We start from the raw sequence: 17228 nt of genomic DNA, 5'->3' as shown, positions 1-17228 counted from the left end.
GACACCGGTCCCCTCCGGGCCCGCCGGCCGCAACACCCGGGCCGATCCGCCCCGTCTCGCACCAGGGGCCGTGGGGCGGAGACACTGCGGGGGCTCCCCGCAGGCGCGGCGAACCAACCACCGCCCCAGGCCCCGACCCCGCCAAGGTTCGCAAGCCGAGGAGAGCCCCCGCAGGGGCACCGCCCCACCCCGAAGCCACCGACCCGGGTGATCCGGCCGCACAAACCCAGCCCCGCCGGCGCTTGAGGCGCGGGGTCCGGGGCGGAGCCCCAGGAAGCGACGCCGCACCCGGCCGGGCCGGCGGTAACCACCGCCCCGACCGCCGCCCCGCCGGGAGGCAGATGCGCGACAGGCCCGCCCCGGCGCGGCACACTGCCGCCATGGGCCTCCTCACCGCCGCCTGCGCGGCCTACGCCTCCCTCGCCGCCTGGCTCTGGCTCACCCTCGCCCAGGGCATGTTCTGGCGGACCGACGTCCGCCTCCCCCCGCGCACCGCCCCCACCCACTGGCCGTCCGTCGCGATCGTCGTCCCGGCCAGGGACGAGGCCGAGGTGCTGCCCCGGAGCCTTCCCTCGCTCCTCGCCCAGGACTATCCCGGCGAGGCCGAGATCGTCCTCGTCGACGACGGCAGTACGGACGGCACCGGCGCCCTCGCACTCCGGCTCGCCCGGGAGCACCCGGGGCTCCCCCTCACCGTGACCTCCCCCGGCGAGCCCGCCGCCGGCTGGACCGGCAAGCTCTGGGCGCTCCGGCACGGGATCGCGCTCGCCCGCACGTCGCAGGCCACCGAGCCCGACTACCTCCTCCTCACCGACGCCGACATCGCGCACGAGCCCGACAGCCTGCGCGAGCTGGTCGCCGCCGCGACCTCCGCCGGCCTCGACCTCGTCTCCCAGATGGCCCGGCTGCGCGTCGCCGGCCTCTGGGAGCGGCTCGTCGTACCGGCGTTCGTCTACTTCTTCGCCCAGCTCTACCCCTTCCGCCGGATCAACCGCCCCGGCGCCCGGACCGCTGCGGCCGCCGGCGGCTGCGTACTGCTGCGCACGGAGGCAGCGGTGCGGGCGGGGGTGCCCGACTCCATCCGCCAGGCCGTCATCGACGACGTCTCCCTGGCCCGCGCGGTCCACCGCTCCGGGGGCCGGATCTGGCTCGGACTGGCGGAGCGGGTGGACAGCGTGCGCCCGTACCCCGCGCTCGCGGACCTGTGGCGGATGGTCTCGCGCAGCGCCTACGCGCAACTGCGCCACCAGCCCCTGCTGCTGGCCGGGACGGTCGCCGGGCTGGTGCTGGTCTACCTCGTGCCCCCGGTCGCCCTCCTGGCGGGTCTCGCGACCGGACACCCCGCCGTCGCGTGGGCCGGCGGCCTGGCCTGGCTGCTGATGTCCGGCACCTACGCGCCGATGCTGCGCTACTACCGGCTGCCGATCGCGCTCGCGCCGCTGCTTCCGTTCACGGCGCTGCTGTACCTCCTGATGACCGTCGACTCGGCCGTCCAGCACTACCGGGGCCGCGGCGCGTCGTGGAAGGGCCGTACCTATGCCCGGCCGAGCGACGCCTGAAACGGCGAACTGCTGCCCGAAACAGAGTCATCCGAGGTCACCGCGTTGTGACGCTCCGTCAGCACCAAGTCGGTGCAACACACAACCGGTGAGTACGAGTAGGAACAAGATGGGGTGGAAGTGGCGAATCGTGCACGTGAACGTCAAGTGAAAGGTGTGGCTCTGACCTGCGAATATGCAGGTCAGGGCGGTGTTGACGACACCTCGCTATGGACCCGGTGAAGTCGTGGGCTTAACTTAGGTCCCATGACCTCCCCCCGCTCCACTTATGGCGGCGGTTACTACTCCGCGCCCTCCTTCCCGGACACCCCCATCTACGACTCCCTCGTCGCCGAACGCGGCACTCCGCAGATCGCCCCGATCCGCGTCCCGGCCGCCTACGACTCCCCGAGCGCCGGCTATTCGAGCGGTGGGTACCTGCCGGCCCTCGCCTCGGCGATGCCCGCGCTGCCGCCGGCGATGCCGCAGCAGCAGGCTCCGGCGTACGGATACCCGTACCAGCAGCAGGCCGCTCCGCAGCCGATGCCGCTGCAGCACGCGCCCGCCCCGTACATCCCGCAGCAGCAGCCGCTCGCCGCCCGAGGGGGGTACGTACCGCAGCCCCAGCCGCAGCAGCCCCGTCCGGTCGCGACGGCCACCGGGTACGAGGCCATGCGCCCGGCCGCCCCGCGTCCGATGGCCGTGCCCGCGCCGGTGCCGGCCGCCTCGTACGAGGACCCGTACGGCCGCCCCTACCAGGGGCGTGGCTACTGACCGGTCCACCCACGCCCGGGGCGGCGGAGCGGGCTGGCAGGATGCTCCCATGTCGAACTTGCGCGTTCAGGCCCTCCACGTCCATCCCGTCAAGTCGGTAGCGGGGACCGCTCCCGACGAGGTGGTCGTGGAGCCCTGGGGGCTGGCCGGGGACCGGCGGTGGGCGCTGGTCGACACCGAGGGCACGGTCATGACCCAACGCCGCCATGCACGGCTCGCCTTGGCGTCGGCCCGTCCGCTGGACGGCGGCCGGATCGCGGTGTCGGCGCCGGGCATGGCGGAGCTGGTGGTGGAGGAGCCCGGGCCCGGTCCGCTGGAGCCGGTCGTCCTGTTCGGGAAGAAGGTCGAGACCGTGGTCGCGGCGAGCGCCGCGGCCGACTGGTTCAGCGCGTACCTCGGGGTGCCGGCGCGGCTGGTACACCTGGACGATCCGGCCGTACGGCGTCCCGTGGACCCGGATTACGCGCTGCCGGGCGAGACGGTGAGCCTGGCCGACGGCTATCCGCTGCTGATCGCCACCCTCGCCTCGCTGGACGCGCTCAACTCGCTGATCGCGCAGGGGGACCACCCCGAGGAGGGGCCGCTGCCGATGAACCGGTTCCGTCCCAACGTGGTGGTCTCCGGGGCCGAGGCGTGGGCCGAGGACGGCTGGCGACGCATCGCGATCGGCGACGCCGTCTTCCGCGGGGCGCGGGAGTGCGGCCGGTGCATCGTCACCACCACCGACCAGGGGACGGCGGAGCGGGGCAAGGAGCCGCTGAAGACCCTGGCCGCACATCGGCGGATCGGCAAGTCGCTGGCTTTCGGTCGGCTGCTGGTGCCGGTGCGGCTGGGCACGGTGCGCGTGGGCGACGAGGTCCACATCCTTGACTGACCTGCCCGGGGTGAGCCCCCGGGTGAGTGACCGGCCCTCCGGAATGACACCTTCGGGGGGCCGCGCGTCCAGGTTGGAACCAACCGGCACGACCAAGCCGTTGGATCAGTCAGGACAGGTGAACAGGCGGAGACTGGCCGAGGCAGGGGGAGCCGGACTGTGCGGACAGCAATGGGTGTGTGGCGTTGGCGGCGCAATCCGCTGCGCCGGCCGACCGATCTCTTCGAGGCGTGGGTGGCGTTCGCCGCGCTGGTGTGTGTGGTGGTGGTGGCCCCGACCGTCGGGTGGATCGCGGGGCTGCGGGTGGACGGCACGCTGCAGCGTGCCGCGCACGCGCAGCGGCAGGAGCGCCACCTCGTTCCGGCGGTGGTGGTCCGGCCGACCCCGGAGTCGGCCGGACCGGGCATGTCCGCCGACCCGTCGGCGCAGCGGACGGCCCCGCACCGTACGCAGATCGTGGCCGTGTGGACCGCGCCCGACGGCAGCAGCCACGAGGGCACGGTGCCGGCCGCGGAGGAACCGCCGCACCCCGGCGACCGGTTCCGGATATGGACCGATACGCACGGCCGGGTGGTGGGGCAGCCGCTCGACCCGTCCGTCGCCGTCTTACACGCGGGGATCGCGGGCCTGGCCGCCGCGATCGGTGTGGCCGCGCTGGTCGAGACGGTCCGGCGGCTGGTCGTACGAAGGCTCATGCATTGGCGGTACATACGTCTGGACCGGGCGTGGGCGGCCGCGGGGCCCGACTGGGGCCGGGCGGGCGCGGGCAGTTGACCTGGCAGCTCATCGGCTCCGCGCGCGCTACGGTGGGGCGGCCGGACCGGTCGCTCCCGTGGCTCCAGTGGCTTCATCGGCTCAGGACTTCAGTGGCTTCGGTCTTCGGCGGCTTCGGTCGCATCGGCAGCGCGAGTAAGAGAGTGGGGGCACGACAGCACCATGGTTCAGGGCACGGTCCAGGTGACGCACGGCGGGTCTTCGCGGTGGCGGCGCCGCTCCGGTGAGTATCCGACGCTGACCGCCGCGCTCGCCGTGGCGGGCGACGGAGACGTGCTGTCCATCCCTCCCGGCACCTACCGGGAGAACCTGGTGCTGCACCACGCCGTCACCCTGCGCGGGCCGGAGGGCGGGCTGGGGTCCGTGCGGATCGCCCCGCTCGACGGGATCGCGCTGACCGTGCGCGCCTCGGCCGTGGTCCAGGACCTGTATCTGGAGGGCCAGGACCGGGCGGCGCCCGCCCTGCTGGTGGAGGACGGCTCCCCCGAGCTCACCGACCTGCGGGTGAGCACCCGCTCGGCGGCCGGCATCGAGGTGCGCGGCTCCGGGGCCCGGCCCCTCGTGCGGCGGTGCACGGTGGAGAATCCGACCGGTGTGGGGATCGCCGTACTGGACGGCGGCGGCGGGGTGTTCGAGGAGTGCGAGGTCGTGGCCGCCGGGCAGACCGGCGTCTCGGTGCGCGGCGGCGGCCGTCCCCGGCTGGAGCGCTGCCGGATCCACCACGCCACGGGCGCGGGCATCGGGGTCACCGGCGAGGGTTCGGGCCTGGAGGCGCTGGGCTGCGAGGTGTACGAGGTCAAGGGCACCGGGGTGCAGATCGCCGCGCGCGCCACGGCCCGGCTCACCGACTGCGCGGTGCACCGCACCTCCGCCGACGGGGTCACCCTCGACACCGACGCCGTGCTCACCCTGGCCGGGTGCGACATCCACGACATCCCGGAGAACGCGGTCGATCTGCGGTCCCGCTCGGTGCTCACCCTCAGCCGCACCACGGTGCGCCGGTTCGGCCGCAACGGCCTGTCCGTGTGGGACCCGGGCACCCGGGTCGACGCCGAGTCCTGCGAGATCCACGACAGTACGGGTGACTATCCGGCGGTGTGGATCAGTGACGGGGCCACCGTCTCCCTCGACTCCTGCCGGGTGCACGACGTGCCGGACGCGCTGTTCGTGCTGGACCGGGGCTCGCGCGTCGACGTGGTCGACAGCGATCTGTCCCAGGTGCGCAACACCGCCGTCTCGGTGAGCGACGGGGCCACCGCGCAGCTCGACGACTGCCGGATCCGCGAGGCGGCCACCGGGGCCTGGTTCCGCGACCACGGCAGCGGCGGCACCCTCGCCAACTGCACCATCGATGCCGTCCAGACCGGTGTGATCGTCACCAAGGGCGCCGACCCGTCCCTGGAGCGGTGCACGGTCACCTCCCCCGCCGAGGCCGGGTTCTACGTGTCGGCGGGCGGCCGAGGCACCTTCACGGCCTGCCGGGTGACGGGGAGTTCCGGTTTCGGCTTCCACGTCATCGACGGCTCCCGCACCACGCTGACGCGTTGCCACACCGAGCGCTGCGCCCGCGGGGGTTACGAGTTCGCGGAGGACGGGCCGGTCTCCGAGGAGTGCACCAGCGACGAGTCCGGCCCGCGCCTGGCGGCCCAGTCGGCCCCGGGCGGCGGATTCGCCGGGGCTCAGGCGGGGATCCGTACGGCCACCGCCGCCCAGAGCTCCGTGGCGATGCCCGCGCAGGCCCCCGTACCGCGGCCCGCCGACCGGCCCGAGGGCGGCCCGGCGGCGCCCGCCCGGAATTCCGGCGAGATGCTGGGGCAGCTCGACGCGCTGGTGGGACTGGACAGCGTCAAACGCGAGGTGCGCGCCCTCACGGACATGATCGAGGTGGGCCGGCGACGGCAGCAGGCGGGCCTCAAGGCCGCCTCGGTGCGCCGGCACCTGGTCTTCACCGGCTCCCCCGGCACGGGCAAGACCACGGTCGCCCGGCTGTACGGGGAGATCCTCGCCTCCCTCGGGGTGCTGGAGCGCGGGCACCTGGTCGAGGTGTCCCGGGTGGACCTGGTCGGGGAGCACATCGGCTCCACGGCGATCCGTACGCAGGAGGCCTTCGACCGGGCGCGCGGCGGGGTGCTGTTCATCGACGAGGCGTACGCGCTGGCCCCGGAGGACTCGGGGCGGGACTTCGGGCGCGAGGCGATCGACACGCTGGTGAAGCTGATGGAGGACCACCGGGACGCGGTGGTGGTGATCGTCGCCGGGTACACGGCCGAGATGGACCGCTTCCTGACCGTCAACCCGGGTGTGGCCTCGCGGTTCTCCCGGACCATCACCTTCGGCGACTACGGGCCCGAGGAGCTGCTGCGGATCGTGGAGCAACAGGCGGAGGAGCACGAGTACCGGCTCGGGGAGGGTACGTCGCAGGCGCTGCTGACGTACTTCACCGAGCTGCCCAAGGGGCCGGCCTTCGGCAACGGCCGCACCGCGCGCCAGACCTTCGAGTCGATGGTGGAGCGGCACGCGGGGCGGGTGGCCCAACTGTCGGAGCCGAGTACGGACGAGCTCACCCTGCTGTTCCCGGCGGATCTTCCGGCGCTGCCCGCGCCGTGCTGATGCGCTGACCCGGTACTCCCCCGGCCACCGCTGGGCGGGGCTCCCCGGCCCGGGCGGCCGTGGCCAACCAGGCGAGCAGGGCGTCGCGTTCCGCGGCGAAGGCCGGATCGGCCTGGTAGTCGCAGTGGCCGAGGATCGGCGCGGGCAGCGGGTGGCGGGCGCTGCGCCCGTAGGCGATCGGGTCGGCGAGCGGGCCCCGGTCCACGCCCTCGGCGGTGCCGGGCAGGACCGGGCCGCCGATGGGGTCGGTGGGCCGCCAGAGGTTGCGCCAGCAGTCGAGCTCGCCGTGCAGTGCGGTGAGCGGCCCGGGGCCGAAGTAGGCGGGGAACCAGCGGCCGTAGAGACGCCCGAGCGGGGATCCGTAGGTGAGCAGGGCGACCCGGCGGCGGACGGGCGATGGCAGCTGCCAGACGGCCGCCGCGGCGAGCACGCTGCCCTGCGAGTGACCGGAGATCACCAGGCGGCCGCCGGTGCGGCCGGTCCAGCCGGCCATCCGCCAGGTCAGGTCGGGGACGGCGCGCTCGGCGTAGCAGGGCGGCGCGAAGGGGTGGGCGGCGCGCGGCCAGAACGTGCCGACGTCCCACAGGATGCCGATGGTCCGGCGGGCGGCCGGGTCCCGGTAGGCGCGCCGGCCCCAGGTGACGAAGACGGCGATGCCGAAGCCGATGAGCCAGGACCCGGCGTCCTGGGCGGCGCGGGCGGCGCCCTCCAGCAGCGGCTGGGTGCCGCGGGCCGCCTCGCCCGGGACCTGCCCGCTGAGCCAGGCTCCGGCCAGCGCGCCCGCGCCGAGCACCAGGGTGATCCCGGAGACGGCCGCCACGAACCAGGGCGCGGAGTCGGTGAGCGCGGCCGCGGTCCGCGCCCCGGCGATCCGGCGGCTGCGCGCCGGGTCCGGCGTCTCCCCCGGGTATTCGGCGGCCACGGCCCCGGCGAGGCGCCGCCGGTCCCGGGCTCCGCGCACCGCGAACCAGGCGGCGAGCAGGGCCAGTACGAGGAGCAGCGGAGGCAGCACGGCGGCCTGCCAGGACAGCAGCACGGGCGGCCCGGCCAGCGGGGCGCCGGCCATGCCCGGCGTGGCCCCGCCGTCCAGCCAGTCGGCGACGCGCTGGGCGACCCCGCCCGACATCACCCCGCCGAGCGCACAGCCCAGCATGGCGACGGCGGGCCCGCCGAGGCCGTACAGGGCGGCCGACGGATCGGGGGCCCTGCGGTACAGGGACGAGGCGACGGCGGCGAGGGCGAGTACGCACAGGCCTTGGCCCAGCATGAGCACGCCGAAGGCGAAGTCCCCGGGGAGCCGCCCGGCGGAGGTCCAGCCGGGGCGCGACCAGCAGGCGTACAGGAGCACGGCGGCGAGCAGCGCCAGGGCGGCGCCGGGCAGCAGGGTGACGGCGACTCGGTCGAGTCGGTGGTCGGGCCGGGCTTCGGTGCGGCCGCGCCGGCAGACGACCCAGGCCACGGCCAGCGCACCGGCGGCGAGCAGCGCCTGCACCGCCCAGCCGAGGGCTTCCAGGACGGGGGCTCCGGCCCGCCGGTCGTGGCGCAGGGTGGGCGCGGCGACGGCCACGGCGACCGTGAGCAGGCCGGCGGCGGTGTGCGCGGCGCGGAGCCGGGCCACGAGGCGGCGTCCGTACCAGAACCCGGGGCGGCCGAGGGCGGGCGCGGTGTCCGAAGCGGTGTCAGGATCGGCGGCGCCCGCGGGCGGCGGCTGGGATTCGTAGGCGCTCCACGTGCGGTTCGACAGGAACCAGAGCAGCCCGGTCAGGGCGGCGGGGACCAGTGCCCCGAGGGCGAGGCGGCGTCCCGGCTGGGCCCACCAGCCGCCGCCGGGCCCGAGGAAGCCGAGCCAGGAGCGGGAGCCGGTACACGTGGCGGAGCCCGCGCACTGCCAGGCGAAGAGGTCGAGCGCGACCTCGCAGGCGGCCGCGATCAGCAGCACGGTCAGGCTGAGCGCGAGGACCCGTACGAGGACCCCGTACGTGCGCACCGCGCGCGGGGCGGGACGGGCGGCGGCCGGGGCGGGCCGGGCCCAGTGCGCGAGGTTGACCACCATGAAGGGCAGGAGCAGCAGCCACAGGGCGCGGGCGCCGTTGCCGGAGGTGAGCCGGGACCAGCAGTAGGCCTCGGGGACGGGCCGCCCGGCGTACCGCTCCGGGTGGGACTCGGCGTCGGCGTCGTCGGTGCGGCGGAAGACGGCCGCGGTGGAGTCTCCGGTGACGCGCACGGTGCGGGGGTCGCCGAGCAGTTCGGCGGGGGCGGCGCCGGCGACTCCGTGGACCAGGAGTTCGAGGGCCAGGGGCGGCGGTGCCGCGGACGGCTTCGGAACGGGCGTGTCCGGCACGGCGGCCTCCGGTCTCGGCGAACTCCGGCTGCGGTCCCGGGGAACTCCGGTCTCGGCGAACTCCGGGGAGACTCCAGCATCCCGCCCGGCGGGGCGCCTGCCCAGCGTCGCGTCCACATCGGCCCCTTGCCTGTGCGGACTTCTGCCGAAGGTGCGGCTATGGTGTCGCGCGCACGTTCGGATTCTCACCTTCGGAACTCGCATTCGGAATCTCAACCAGGGGGTACCGCCATGGCTCGCCGACTCCGCCCGGTGGGGCTGGACTTCATCGAGGCCGCGCCGATACGGCTGGTCTTCGCCACCGAGGCCGCGGCGCCGCCCGAGGCCGTGTACCAGGCACTGGCCGATGAAGTGGCGGGCTGGTCGCAGTGGTTCAGGGCGGTCACCCTGGCCCGCCCCACGCACGGCGGCGCGGGCCGCGAGATCAAGCTGCTGGGCGGCGTCCGCTTCCAGGAGACGATCATGTCGGCGGATCCCGAGCAGCGTTACGCGTACCGGGTCGACACGACCAACGTCCCCGCCGTCCGGGCCCTGTTGGAGGAGTGGCGGCTGACCCCGCACGGGTCCGGCACGCACGTCCGCTGGACCTTCGCCGCGGACGGCTCGGCCCCCTTCCGGCTCGGCCTCACCCTCGCCCGCCCGGCCCTGGGCCAGTCCTTCCGCCAGGCGGTGCGCACGCTGGACGCGCGGCTGGGCGCCCGGCGGGCTGCGGAGCAGTAACCGGGGCGGGCCGGCGGCCGGTTCAGCGGTTCGCGGCCGCCGCGTGTCCGGTCACGCGGTGGAGGGCGGGCAGCGCGATTTCGTCACCGTCCTGGCACGGCGCCGCGCCTCCCCGCCCCGACCGGGCGTCAGGCCGTGGGCTCGCGCCAGACACCGGTCGTCAGAAGGGTGTCGATGGTCTTCGCGTACGGGGCGATGTCGAGCCGCTGGGCCGCCAGCCACTCGTCGGAGTAGTACTTGTCCAGGTAACGGTCGCCCGGGTCGCAGAGCAGGGTGACGACGCTGCCCGTACGCCCCTCCGCCACCATCTCCGAGATGATCTTCAGGGCGCTCCACAGGCCCGTGCCGGTGGAACCGCCCGCCTTGCGTCCTATGGCCGTCTCCAGGGCGCGGCAGGCGGCGACGCTCGCCGCGTCCGGGACCCTCATCATCCGGTCGATGGCGCCGGGCACGAAGCTCGGCTCCATCCGCGGTCGGCCGATGCCCTCGATGCGTGAGCCGCAATCGCTGCTCGCGTTCGGGTCGTTGTGGGTCCAGCCGTCGAAGAAGCAGGAGTTCTCCGGGTCCGGGACGCAGATGCGGGTGTCGTGCTGCATGTAGTGCACGTAGCGGGCGATGGTCGCCGAGGTGCCGCCGGTGCCGGCCGTCGCCACGATCCACGCGGGCTCGGGGAAACGTTCCAGCCGCAGCTGCTGGTACATGGATTCCGCGATGTTGTTGTTGCCGCGCCAGTCGGTGGCCCGCTCCGCGTACGTGAACTGGTCCATGTAGTGCCCGCCCGTACGGGCGGCGAGCTCGGCGGACTCCTCGTACATCTTCATCGGGTCGTCCACGAAGTGGCACTCGCCGCCGTGGAATTCGATGAGGCGGCACTTCTCCGGGCTGGTCGTGCGCGGCATGACGGCGATGAAGGGGACACCGATCAGCTTCGCGAAGTACGCCTCGGAGACGGCGGTCGAGCCGGACGATGCCTCGATGACCGGGCGGCCGGGGCGGACCCAGCCGTTGCAGAGCGCGTACAGGAACAGCGAGCGCGCGAGGCGGTGCTTGAGGGAGCCCGTCGGGTGCGTGGACTCGTCCTTGAGGTAGAGGTCGATGCCCCACGCCTCGGGGAGCGGGAAGCGCAGCAGGTGGGTGTCGGCGGAGCGGTTGGCGTCCGCCTGGACCTTGCGGACGGCTTCCTTCAGCCAGGCGCGGTAGTCCGCGTCGCTGCGGTCGACGTCGATGGTGGTGACCGTCGTGGCACCCGCGGCAGTGGTGGTGCCGCTGGTACCGGTAGTGCCGGTGGTGCTCATGCGCCGTGCTCCTTCGTGGGTGTATTTCGCCCCCTGCTTTCGCAATGTACCTCCCTCACCTGCACAAACAGTCACTTTGGGTTTCCATGCGGATCGCTTTCGATCGCGTTCGGTTGCACTGCGGGGCACCGTGGGTGACCCTGGTGGAGCATTACCGAGGGTGCAGCACCCGTAACACTCATGTCGGGGAGTCGCAGCCGTGATCAGTCATTCCCGCAGGCACTGCGTCGTCGAACTGCAGGCCTTGCCGTCGCGGATCGGCCAAATCCGCAGGATCGTTTCAGCGCAGCTGCGCCACTGGCAGCTCGATCCGCTCATAGACCGGGCTGCGCTCGGCGTGACGGAACTGCTCAGCAACGTCCACCGCCACGCGCAGCCGGACAAGACCTGCATCGTCGAGATCGAACTCCGCCTCGGGCGCCTGACGGTCTCGGTCATCGACAGCGATCCGCGGCTTCCGGTGCTCCATGAGCCGAAGGCGGAGCTGCTGGAGACCTGCGGACGCGGGCTCGCCCTCGTGGAGGCGGTCAGCGAGGCCTGGGGCGCGCGACAGCAGCCCGGCGGACCGGGAAAGGTCGTGTGGTTCACGCTCACGGCGGCCCCCGATCCGACGGCCCCACTGCCTCCGGTACGGCTCGCGGCCAAGCCCGCACGGGAACCCGCGCGAGCGGCGGTCGTCACCGTGGACCCGAGCGCCGCAGCCCCGCCCCTGCCCGTGGCATCGCGGGTCGCCGCCAAGCCGGGGTAACCCGCCACGGGATCCCCGGGCCGGACCGAGGGCCTGTCTCTCGGATCAGGCCTGGGCCAGAGCCGCGAGCGGGTCGTCCAGGACCGGCTGCCAGGCCAGCTCCGCCGCGCCGACCAGGCTGTTGTGGTCCAGGGTGCACGGCAGGATCGGCACGCCGCCGCTGCGGCCCCACAGGCTGCGGTCCGCGACCACCGCGCGCAGCCGTTCCGGATCGGCGTGCAGCAGCTCCCGGTGCAGCCCGCCCAGGATGATCCGGTCCGGGTTCAGGATATTCACCAGGCCCGCGAGGCCCAGCCCGAGCCGGTCGATCAGCTCCTCCGTGGCCGCCCGTACCGCCGGCTCCGTGGGCTCGTCGCGCAGCAGGTCACGGGCCTGCTGGAGCAGCGACACCTCGGGGCCGGGCGTGCGTCCCGCCGCGGTGAGGAAGGCCAGCGGGTCCGCCTCCACGTCCAGGCAGCCGCGGCCGCCGCAGTGGCAGGCCCGCCCCTCGGGGTTCACGGTGAGGTGGCCGACCTCCAGGGCCAGGCCCGAACTCCCGCTGTGCAGGCGGCCGTCCAGCACCAGCGCCCCGCCGACCCCGCGGTGCCCGGTGGCCACGCACAGCAGGTGCTGGGCGCTGCGCCCCGCGCCGTGCCGGTGCTCGGCCAGGGCCGCGAGGTTGACGTCGTTCCCGGTCAGGGCCGGGCCGTCGATCCCGGCCGCCTTCACGCACTGCGCGAAGATGGCCCGTACGGGAGAACCGGCCGGCCAGGCCAGGTGCAGCGGGTTCAGCGCGGTACCGTCCGGCTCCGCCACCGCCGAAGGGACCGCCAGCCCCGCGCCGACACAGCGGCGGCCGCTTTCGGCGAGCAGCTCCGCGCCCGCCTCCACCACCGCGCCGAGCACCTGCGCCGGGTCGGCGGAGACGGTGACCTTACCGGGGGCGGTGGCCACGATCCGGCCGCCGAGGCCCACCAGGGCGGCCCGGAAGCCGTCCGAGTGCACCTGCGCGGCCAGCGCCACCGGGCCGTTCTCGTCCACGGAGAGGCGGTGCGAGGGGCGGCCCTGGGTGCCGCCCGCGCCGCCGGGGCGGGAGTCGACGCGGATCAGCCCGAGCGCCTCCAGCTCGGCGGCGACGGCTCCGGCGGTGGCGCGGGTCACCCCGAGCTCGGCCGTCAGGACGGCGCGGGTCGGTGCGCGGCCGGTGTGGACGAGCTCCAGCGCCGGGCCGAGCGCGCCGCGACCCCGTTCCAGCCTGGTCCGCGTGGCTGTCATGGACGCGGATGGCGTGGTCACATCCCCCACCCGCGGCGGGACCCCGTTGCCGTTCATGGCATCGATCCTCGCATGATCGGAGGGTGCCGGGCGCCGCCGCTCAGCCCAGCCCGCCGACCCGGAGGGTGATGTTCAGCCGCCCGGTCAGGCCCAGGGGGCGCGGGCCCGTGCCCGGCAGTACCTTCGGCACTCCGTGATAGGCCGACCGGCTGGGACCGCCGAAGACGAAGAGATCCCCGCTGCGCAGCTCGACGTCCCGGTAGGGGCGCCCGCGCGAGGCGGTGTTCCCGAAGCGGAAGACGCAGGTGTCGCCGAGGCTGAGCGAGACCACCGGCGCCGGGGACTTCTCCTCGGCGTCGCGGTGCATGCCCATGCGGGAGTCGCCGTCGTAGAAGTTGATCAGCGCGATGTCGTAGGCCACCGCGGGCTCCGGCGGATCCCCGTACGCGGCGGCCACCGCCTCCCGCCCCAGCTCGGCGAGCCACGCGGGCATCGGCTTGACCGGCGCCCCGTCCCCGTCGACGGCGGTGCGGGCGTACCCGTACGGATACCAGTGCAGTCCGAGGCACACCTGCCGGGCGGACATCGCCCCGCCGCCGGGGGTGCGTACGGTGCGCAGGCCGGCCGGCGGGCGGGCCCACGCGCGGCAGGCGGCCAGCAGCTCGGCCTGCCGCCCGGAGCCGAGCCAGTCGGGCACGTGGACGGCGCCGGGGGCGATCACGGTCCGCTCGCGCGGGAAGAGTTCCGCGAGCGGCTCCTGGTGCTCGTGCTGGTTCACCCCTCCATGGTGGCCCAGGCCGGCGGGGTCCGGAGCTGCCGGGGCAAGGGCGGCGGGAGCCCGGGAAACAGCGGCGGGAGCCCGGGAAATAGGGGCCTTCCGGCCCGCCGGGTGCGTGGCAGACTGCGTGACATGGAGATCACCGAATACGTGAAGACCCTTGAGCGCGACGGGGAACTGCTCGCCGATCTTGCCGAACAGGCCGGTACGGACGCCCTGGTGCCCACCTGTCCGGGATGGCACGTCACCGATCTGCTGCGGCACACCGGGTCGGTGCACCGCTGGGCGGCCGGCTTCGTCGGGGAGGCACGGCTGGAGCCGGTGGAGTTCCCGCCCGCGCCGGAACTGGCCGGCGGGGAGCTGCTCGGCTGGTTCCGCGAGGGGCACGCGGCCCTGGTGCGCACGCTGGCCGAGGCCCCGGCCGACGTGCAGTGCTGGACCTTCCTTCCGACGGCCCCGCCTTCGCCGCTGGCGTTCTGGGCGCGACGCCAGGCCCATGAGACCGCCGTGCACCGCATGGACGCGGAGGCGGCGCTCGGTGTGGTGTTCTCGCCGGTCGAGCCGGAGTTCGCGGAGGACGGGGTGGACGAGCTGCTGACCGGCTTCCACGCGCGGCCGCGCAGCCGGGTCCGCACCGCGGAGCCCCGGGTGCTGCGGGTCCGGGCCGCCGACACGGGCGCGGTGTGGACCGTACACCTCTCGCCGGAGCCGGCCCGTACGGTACGGGGCGACACGGGCGAGGCGGCCGACTGCGAGCTGGCGGGCGAGGCGGCCTGGCTGTACGCGGCCCTGTGGAACCGGCTTCCGCTGACGGGTCCCGGCGTGACGGGCGACCAGTCGCTGGCCCGGCTGTGGAGCGAGACGGCCGGAATCTGACGGAGCTCGGCGGTCGCGCTGATCGGCGCCCGGGACAAGATCAACACCTGGATGCAGGGCCACCCCGACGACTACCGCTGACGGAGGCCGTCACCCGACGGTGGCGGCGTACCCGGTCTCGGCGCGGTACTCCCATGCCGGGGCCGCGTTCCAGGGGTTGGGCATGCCCGCGCTCGTCGCGTACGCGTAGCCCGCACCGCGGTCGAAGGCGGTGCGCAGGGTGGCGCGCATCGCCTCGGCGTCCGGGACCTCGTGGACCAGGTGCCAGAACGCCGTGCCGCTCGGGTCGAGTTCGGTGCCGGCGCGGTAGCCGGAGAGCTGGTCGAAGACGTTGCCGCCGAGCCAGCCGCCGCCGGTGTACGCGGCGTAGGTGTCCTCGTAGGTGACGAAGATGTCCGCGGTCCGGCGGCCCGGCTCCAGGTAGCAGTCCGCTATGGCGGTGCCCGGGTTGTTGACGACGAGGTCGGGGGCGGCCGGGGCGGCGGCGTTCATGGTCTCCTGGACGTAGCGGCGCAGCTCCGCGTAGTGGTCGCGGGTGGCGTTGGCGGGGCCGCAGTCGCGGCTGACGACGTCGAAGAAGATGCCGTCGACGTGGAGACGGCCGTCGGGGGTCTTGAGGTAGTTGTCGACGGAGGCCTTGACCGCGGCGATGTCGCGGTTGCCGTGGTCGGTGTGGACGTAGCCGAGCACCTTGGTCTTCTCGCCGGTGGAGGTGGTGCGGCCGCGCAGCGCGTCGGCGCGGGCCAGCCAGGGCGCGTCGAACGGGGAGTCGCCGTTGCCTGGGTTCAGGACGACCACCGAGGGGGCGGGCGCGGTGGCGGTCAGGTCGGTCAGCACTCGGTCGTTCGCCCAGACGTAGGCGGGGACGCCGATCTCCAGGCCCCGCACGCCCGGTGTTCGGGGAGTGGGGGGCGGTCCCGTGGGGGCGGTGGCGGTCGGGGTGGGTGCGACGGGCGATGCGTCGCGCGCCGACGCGGTGATGGCCGGCGCCGGCGCGGCGAGTAAGAAGACGACGAAGACTGCGTACAGGGCCTTCACGGCGCGGGGCATGAACGTTTCCTCCGGCGGCGGCAGGGGGGCGACCCGAGGAACACTAGACGGGCGGCCCTTCGTTCAAGCCTGAACCGCCCGCATTGGTGGGAGGAACAGAAGAGCGAACCATCGCCTCATCATGTGAATGACCGGAGCGGATCCGTCCCCGTGCGCCCTCCCCTACACCCTCCCATCCGCCCCGATCCGCCCCGATCCCCCCACCCCGACCCCTCCCCTCACACTGCGGGCAGTCCGACCCCGTGCGCCAACTGGCCCGCGGCGTGCGCGAAGAAGCCGGCCCGGTCCTCGACGACCCGCTCGAACTGGCCGAACAGCTCGAAGGAGACCAGCCCGACGAGCTGCGCCCAGGCGGCGACCAGCGCGGCCGTGACCTGTGGCGGCAGGCCCTCGGCGAAGTCCGCGGTCATCCGGTCGGCCTCGGGGCGCAGGGTGGGCGGCAGGGGCGGCAGTGCGAGACCGCGGCCCTGGTGGGCGGCGCGGAGGACGCCGATGAGGACGTTGCCGACCCGGGAGGCGGGGCCGACGGTGTCCATGGGGGCGCTGTAACCGGGCACCGGGGAACCGTAGATGAGGGCGTACTCGTGCGGGTGCTCGAGCGCCCAGGCACGAACGGCCTCGCAGACCGCGATCCAGCGGGCGCGGGGCGCGGTCCCGGCGTCGAGGGCCCGGGCGTCGGCCTGCTCGGCCGCGGCGCCGACGCTGTCGTAGGCGTCGATGATGAGCGCGGTCAGCAGCTCGTCGCGGCTGGGGAAGTAGCGGTAGAGGGCGGAGGAGACCATGCCCAGCTCGCGGGCGACGGCGCGCAGGGAGAGTTTGGCGGCGCCCTCGGCCGCGAGTCTGCGGCGCGCCTCGTCCTTGATGGCGGCGGTGACCTCGATACGGGCTCGTTCCCTTGCCCCTCGCACGGTGTTCATGCGGATCAGTGTGCCATGCAGGCGGAGCACTGCCCAGGAATCGGACCGCCGATCCATTTCGAGAGCACCGCTCTTGCTTTGGTGCACCGATCCGTGCACACTGTTCTCAACCGAGAGCAGTGCTCTCCAAATGCAGAATCGGCCCCGGAGGTCCCCATGAACGCGCCCACCCCGTACTACGTCCAGGCCGGCCCGTTCGCCACCCGCTTCAACGCGCTCTTCGGCAAGCTGGCCCGCCTCGGCATCAGCCTCGCCGGCAGCGCCGAGCTCTCGGTCCGCGGCCGCAAGTCCGGCCAGATGCAGCGGATCCCGGTCAACCCGCACACGTACGAGGGCGTCCAGTACCTGGTCTCGGCCCGCGGGCACTCCCAGTGGGTCCGCAACATGCGGGTCGCGGGCGGCGGCGAGCTGCGGGTGGGGCGCAAGGTGCGTACGTTCACCGCCACGGAGCTGACCGACCCCGTCCAGCAGGCCGCCGTCCTGCGCACCTACCTGGAGAAGTGGGGCTGGGAGGTCGACCGGTTCTTCCAGGGCGTCACCGCGAAGTCCTCCGACGCGGAGATCCAGGCGGCCGCCGCCGACCACCCGGTCTTCCGGATCACGGTGTCGAACTGACCCCGCGGACTCGGCCCCGGCGGGCGCCACGACCTCCTCGTCCGGCCGCGCCCGCCGCGGGCGT

At 74.2% G+C, this 17228-nt stretch carries 15 protein-coding genes; 9 read left to right on the top strand and 6 right to left on the bottom strand.

Annotation, left to right across the window (positions count from 1 at the left end):
* Positions 1-380: 380 nt before the first annotated feature.
* From ACZ45T_RS11635 to ACZ45T_RS11615, 5 genes are all read left to right on the top strand, one after another.
* Positions 381-1559, top strand: coding sequence for a glycosyltransferase (locus ACZ45T_RS11635; RefSeq protein WP_468439914.1), 1179 nt, complete (start codon positions 381-383; stop codon positions 1557-1559).
* Positions 1560-1805: 246 nt separating this feature from the next.
* Positions 1806-2312 (top strand): DUF6643 family protein, encoded by a 507-nt coding sequence (locus tag ACZ45T_RS11630; RefSeq protein ID WP_468439912.1) that lies wholly within the window; start codon positions 1806-1808, stop codon positions 2310-2312.
* Positions 2313-2361: 49 nt separating this feature from the next.
* Positions 2362-3186 carry an MOSC domain-containing protein gene (locus ACZ45T_RS11625; protein ID WP_468439910.1) on the top strand — a complete coding sequence of 275 codons (825 nt, stop codon included), beginning with the start codon at positions 2362-2364 and terminating at the stop codon, positions 3184-3186.
* 159 nt (positions 3187-3345) lie between these two features.
* Positions 3346-3960, top strand: a complete 615-nt coding sequence (locus tag ACZ45T_RS11620) for an Rv1733c family protein (protein ID WP_468439908.1) — start codon at positions 3346-3348, stop codon at positions 3958-3960.
* 162 nt (positions 3961-4122) lie between these two features.
* Positions 4123-6570, top strand: coding sequence for a right-handed parallel beta-helix repeat-containing protein (locus ACZ45T_RS11615; protein ID WP_468439906.1), 2448 nt, complete (start codon positions 4123-4125; stop codon positions 6568-6570).
* On the opposite strand, the gene ACZ45T_RS11610 is transcribed toward ACZ45T_RS11615, so the two are convergent.
* Positions 6521-8911 (bottom strand): hypothetical protein, encoded by a 2391-nt coding sequence (locus tag ACZ45T_RS11610; protein WP_468440058.1) that lies wholly within the window; start codon positions 8909-8911, stop codon positions 6521-6523. The genes ACZ45T_RS11615 and ACZ45T_RS11610 overlap by 50 nt on opposite strands.
* Before the next feature lie 231 nt (positions 8912-9142).
* On the opposite strand from ACZ45T_RS11610, the gene ACZ45T_RS11605 reads away from it, so the two are divergent.
* Positions 9143-9631, top strand: coding sequence for an SRPBCC family protein (locus tag ACZ45T_RS11605; RefSeq protein ID WP_468439904.1), 489 nt, complete (start codon positions 9143-9145; stop codon positions 9629-9631).
* Between the two features lie 128 nt (positions 9632-9759).
* Here the strand turns inward: ACZ45T_RS11605 and ACZ45T_RS11600 are convergent, their stop codons facing one another.
* Positions 9760-10926 (bottom strand): PLP-dependent cysteine synthase family protein, encoded by a 1167-nt coding sequence (locus tag ACZ45T_RS11600; RefSeq protein WP_468439902.1) that lies wholly within the window; start codon positions 10924-10926, stop codon positions 9760-9762.
* Between the two features lie 199 nt (positions 10927-11125).
* Here ACZ45T_RS11600 and ACZ45T_RS11595 point away from each other — a divergent pair, with 199 nt between their 5' ends.
* Complete coding sequence (locus tag ACZ45T_RS11595) at positions 11126-11674, top strand: ATP-binding protein (RefSeq protein WP_468439901.1); 549 nt, start codon at positions 11126-11128, stop codon at positions 11672-11674.
* Positions 11675-11719: 45 nt separating this feature from the next.
* Here ACZ45T_RS11595 and ACZ45T_RS11590 read toward each other — a convergent pair whose 3' ends face one another.
* On the bottom strand, positions 11720-12985 hold the full coding sequence (locus ACZ45T_RS11590) for an ROK family protein (protein WP_468439899.1): 1266 nt from the start codon (positions 12983-12985) through the stop codon (positions 11720-11722).
* A gap of 43 nt (positions 12986-13028) precedes the next feature.
* A complete protein-coding gene (locus ACZ45T_RS11585) occupies positions 13029-13706 on the bottom strand; it encodes an alpha-ketoglutarate-dependent dioxygenase AlkB family protein (RefSeq protein WP_468439897.1) in 678 nt (225 codons plus the stop codon).
* A gap of 132 nt (positions 13707-13838) precedes the next feature.
* Between ACZ45T_RS11585 and ACZ45T_RS11580 the strand changes: the two genes are divergently transcribed.
* Positions 13839-14582, top strand: a complete 744-nt coding sequence (locus ACZ45T_RS11580; protein ID WP_468439896.1) for a maleylpyruvate isomerase family mycothiol-dependent enzyme — start codon at positions 13839-13841, stop codon at positions 14580-14582.
* Positions 14583-14672: 90 nt separating this feature from the next.
* On the opposite strand, the gene ACZ45T_RS11575 is transcribed toward ACZ45T_RS11580, so the two are convergent.
* Positions 14673-15632 (bottom strand): spherulation-specific family 4 protein, encoded by a 960-nt coding sequence (locus ACZ45T_RS11575; RefSeq protein WP_468439894.1) that lies wholly within the window; start codon positions 15630-15632, stop codon positions 14673-14675.
* 218 nt (positions 15633-15850) lie between these two features.
* Positions 15851-16549: a TetR/AcrR family transcriptional regulator gene (locus tag ACZ45T_RS11570; protein WP_468439892.1), complete on the bottom strand. Its 699-nt coding sequence runs from the start codon at positions 16547-16549 to the stop codon at positions 15851-15853.
* Positions 16550-16705: 156 nt separating this feature from the next.
* Here ACZ45T_RS11570 and ACZ45T_RS11565 point away from each other — a divergent pair, with 156 nt between their 5' ends.
* Positions 16706-17164 (top strand): nitroreductase/quinone reductase family protein, encoded by a 459-nt coding sequence (locus ACZ45T_RS11565; RefSeq protein ID WP_468439890.1) that lies wholly within the window; start codon positions 16706-16708, stop codon positions 17162-17164.
* Positions 17165-17228 lie beyond the last annotated feature (64 nt).

This window comes from Streptomyces sp. NPDC030995 (genome assembly GCF_055571215.1).
This window is presented reverse-complemented; position numbering and strand designations above follow the sequence as displayed.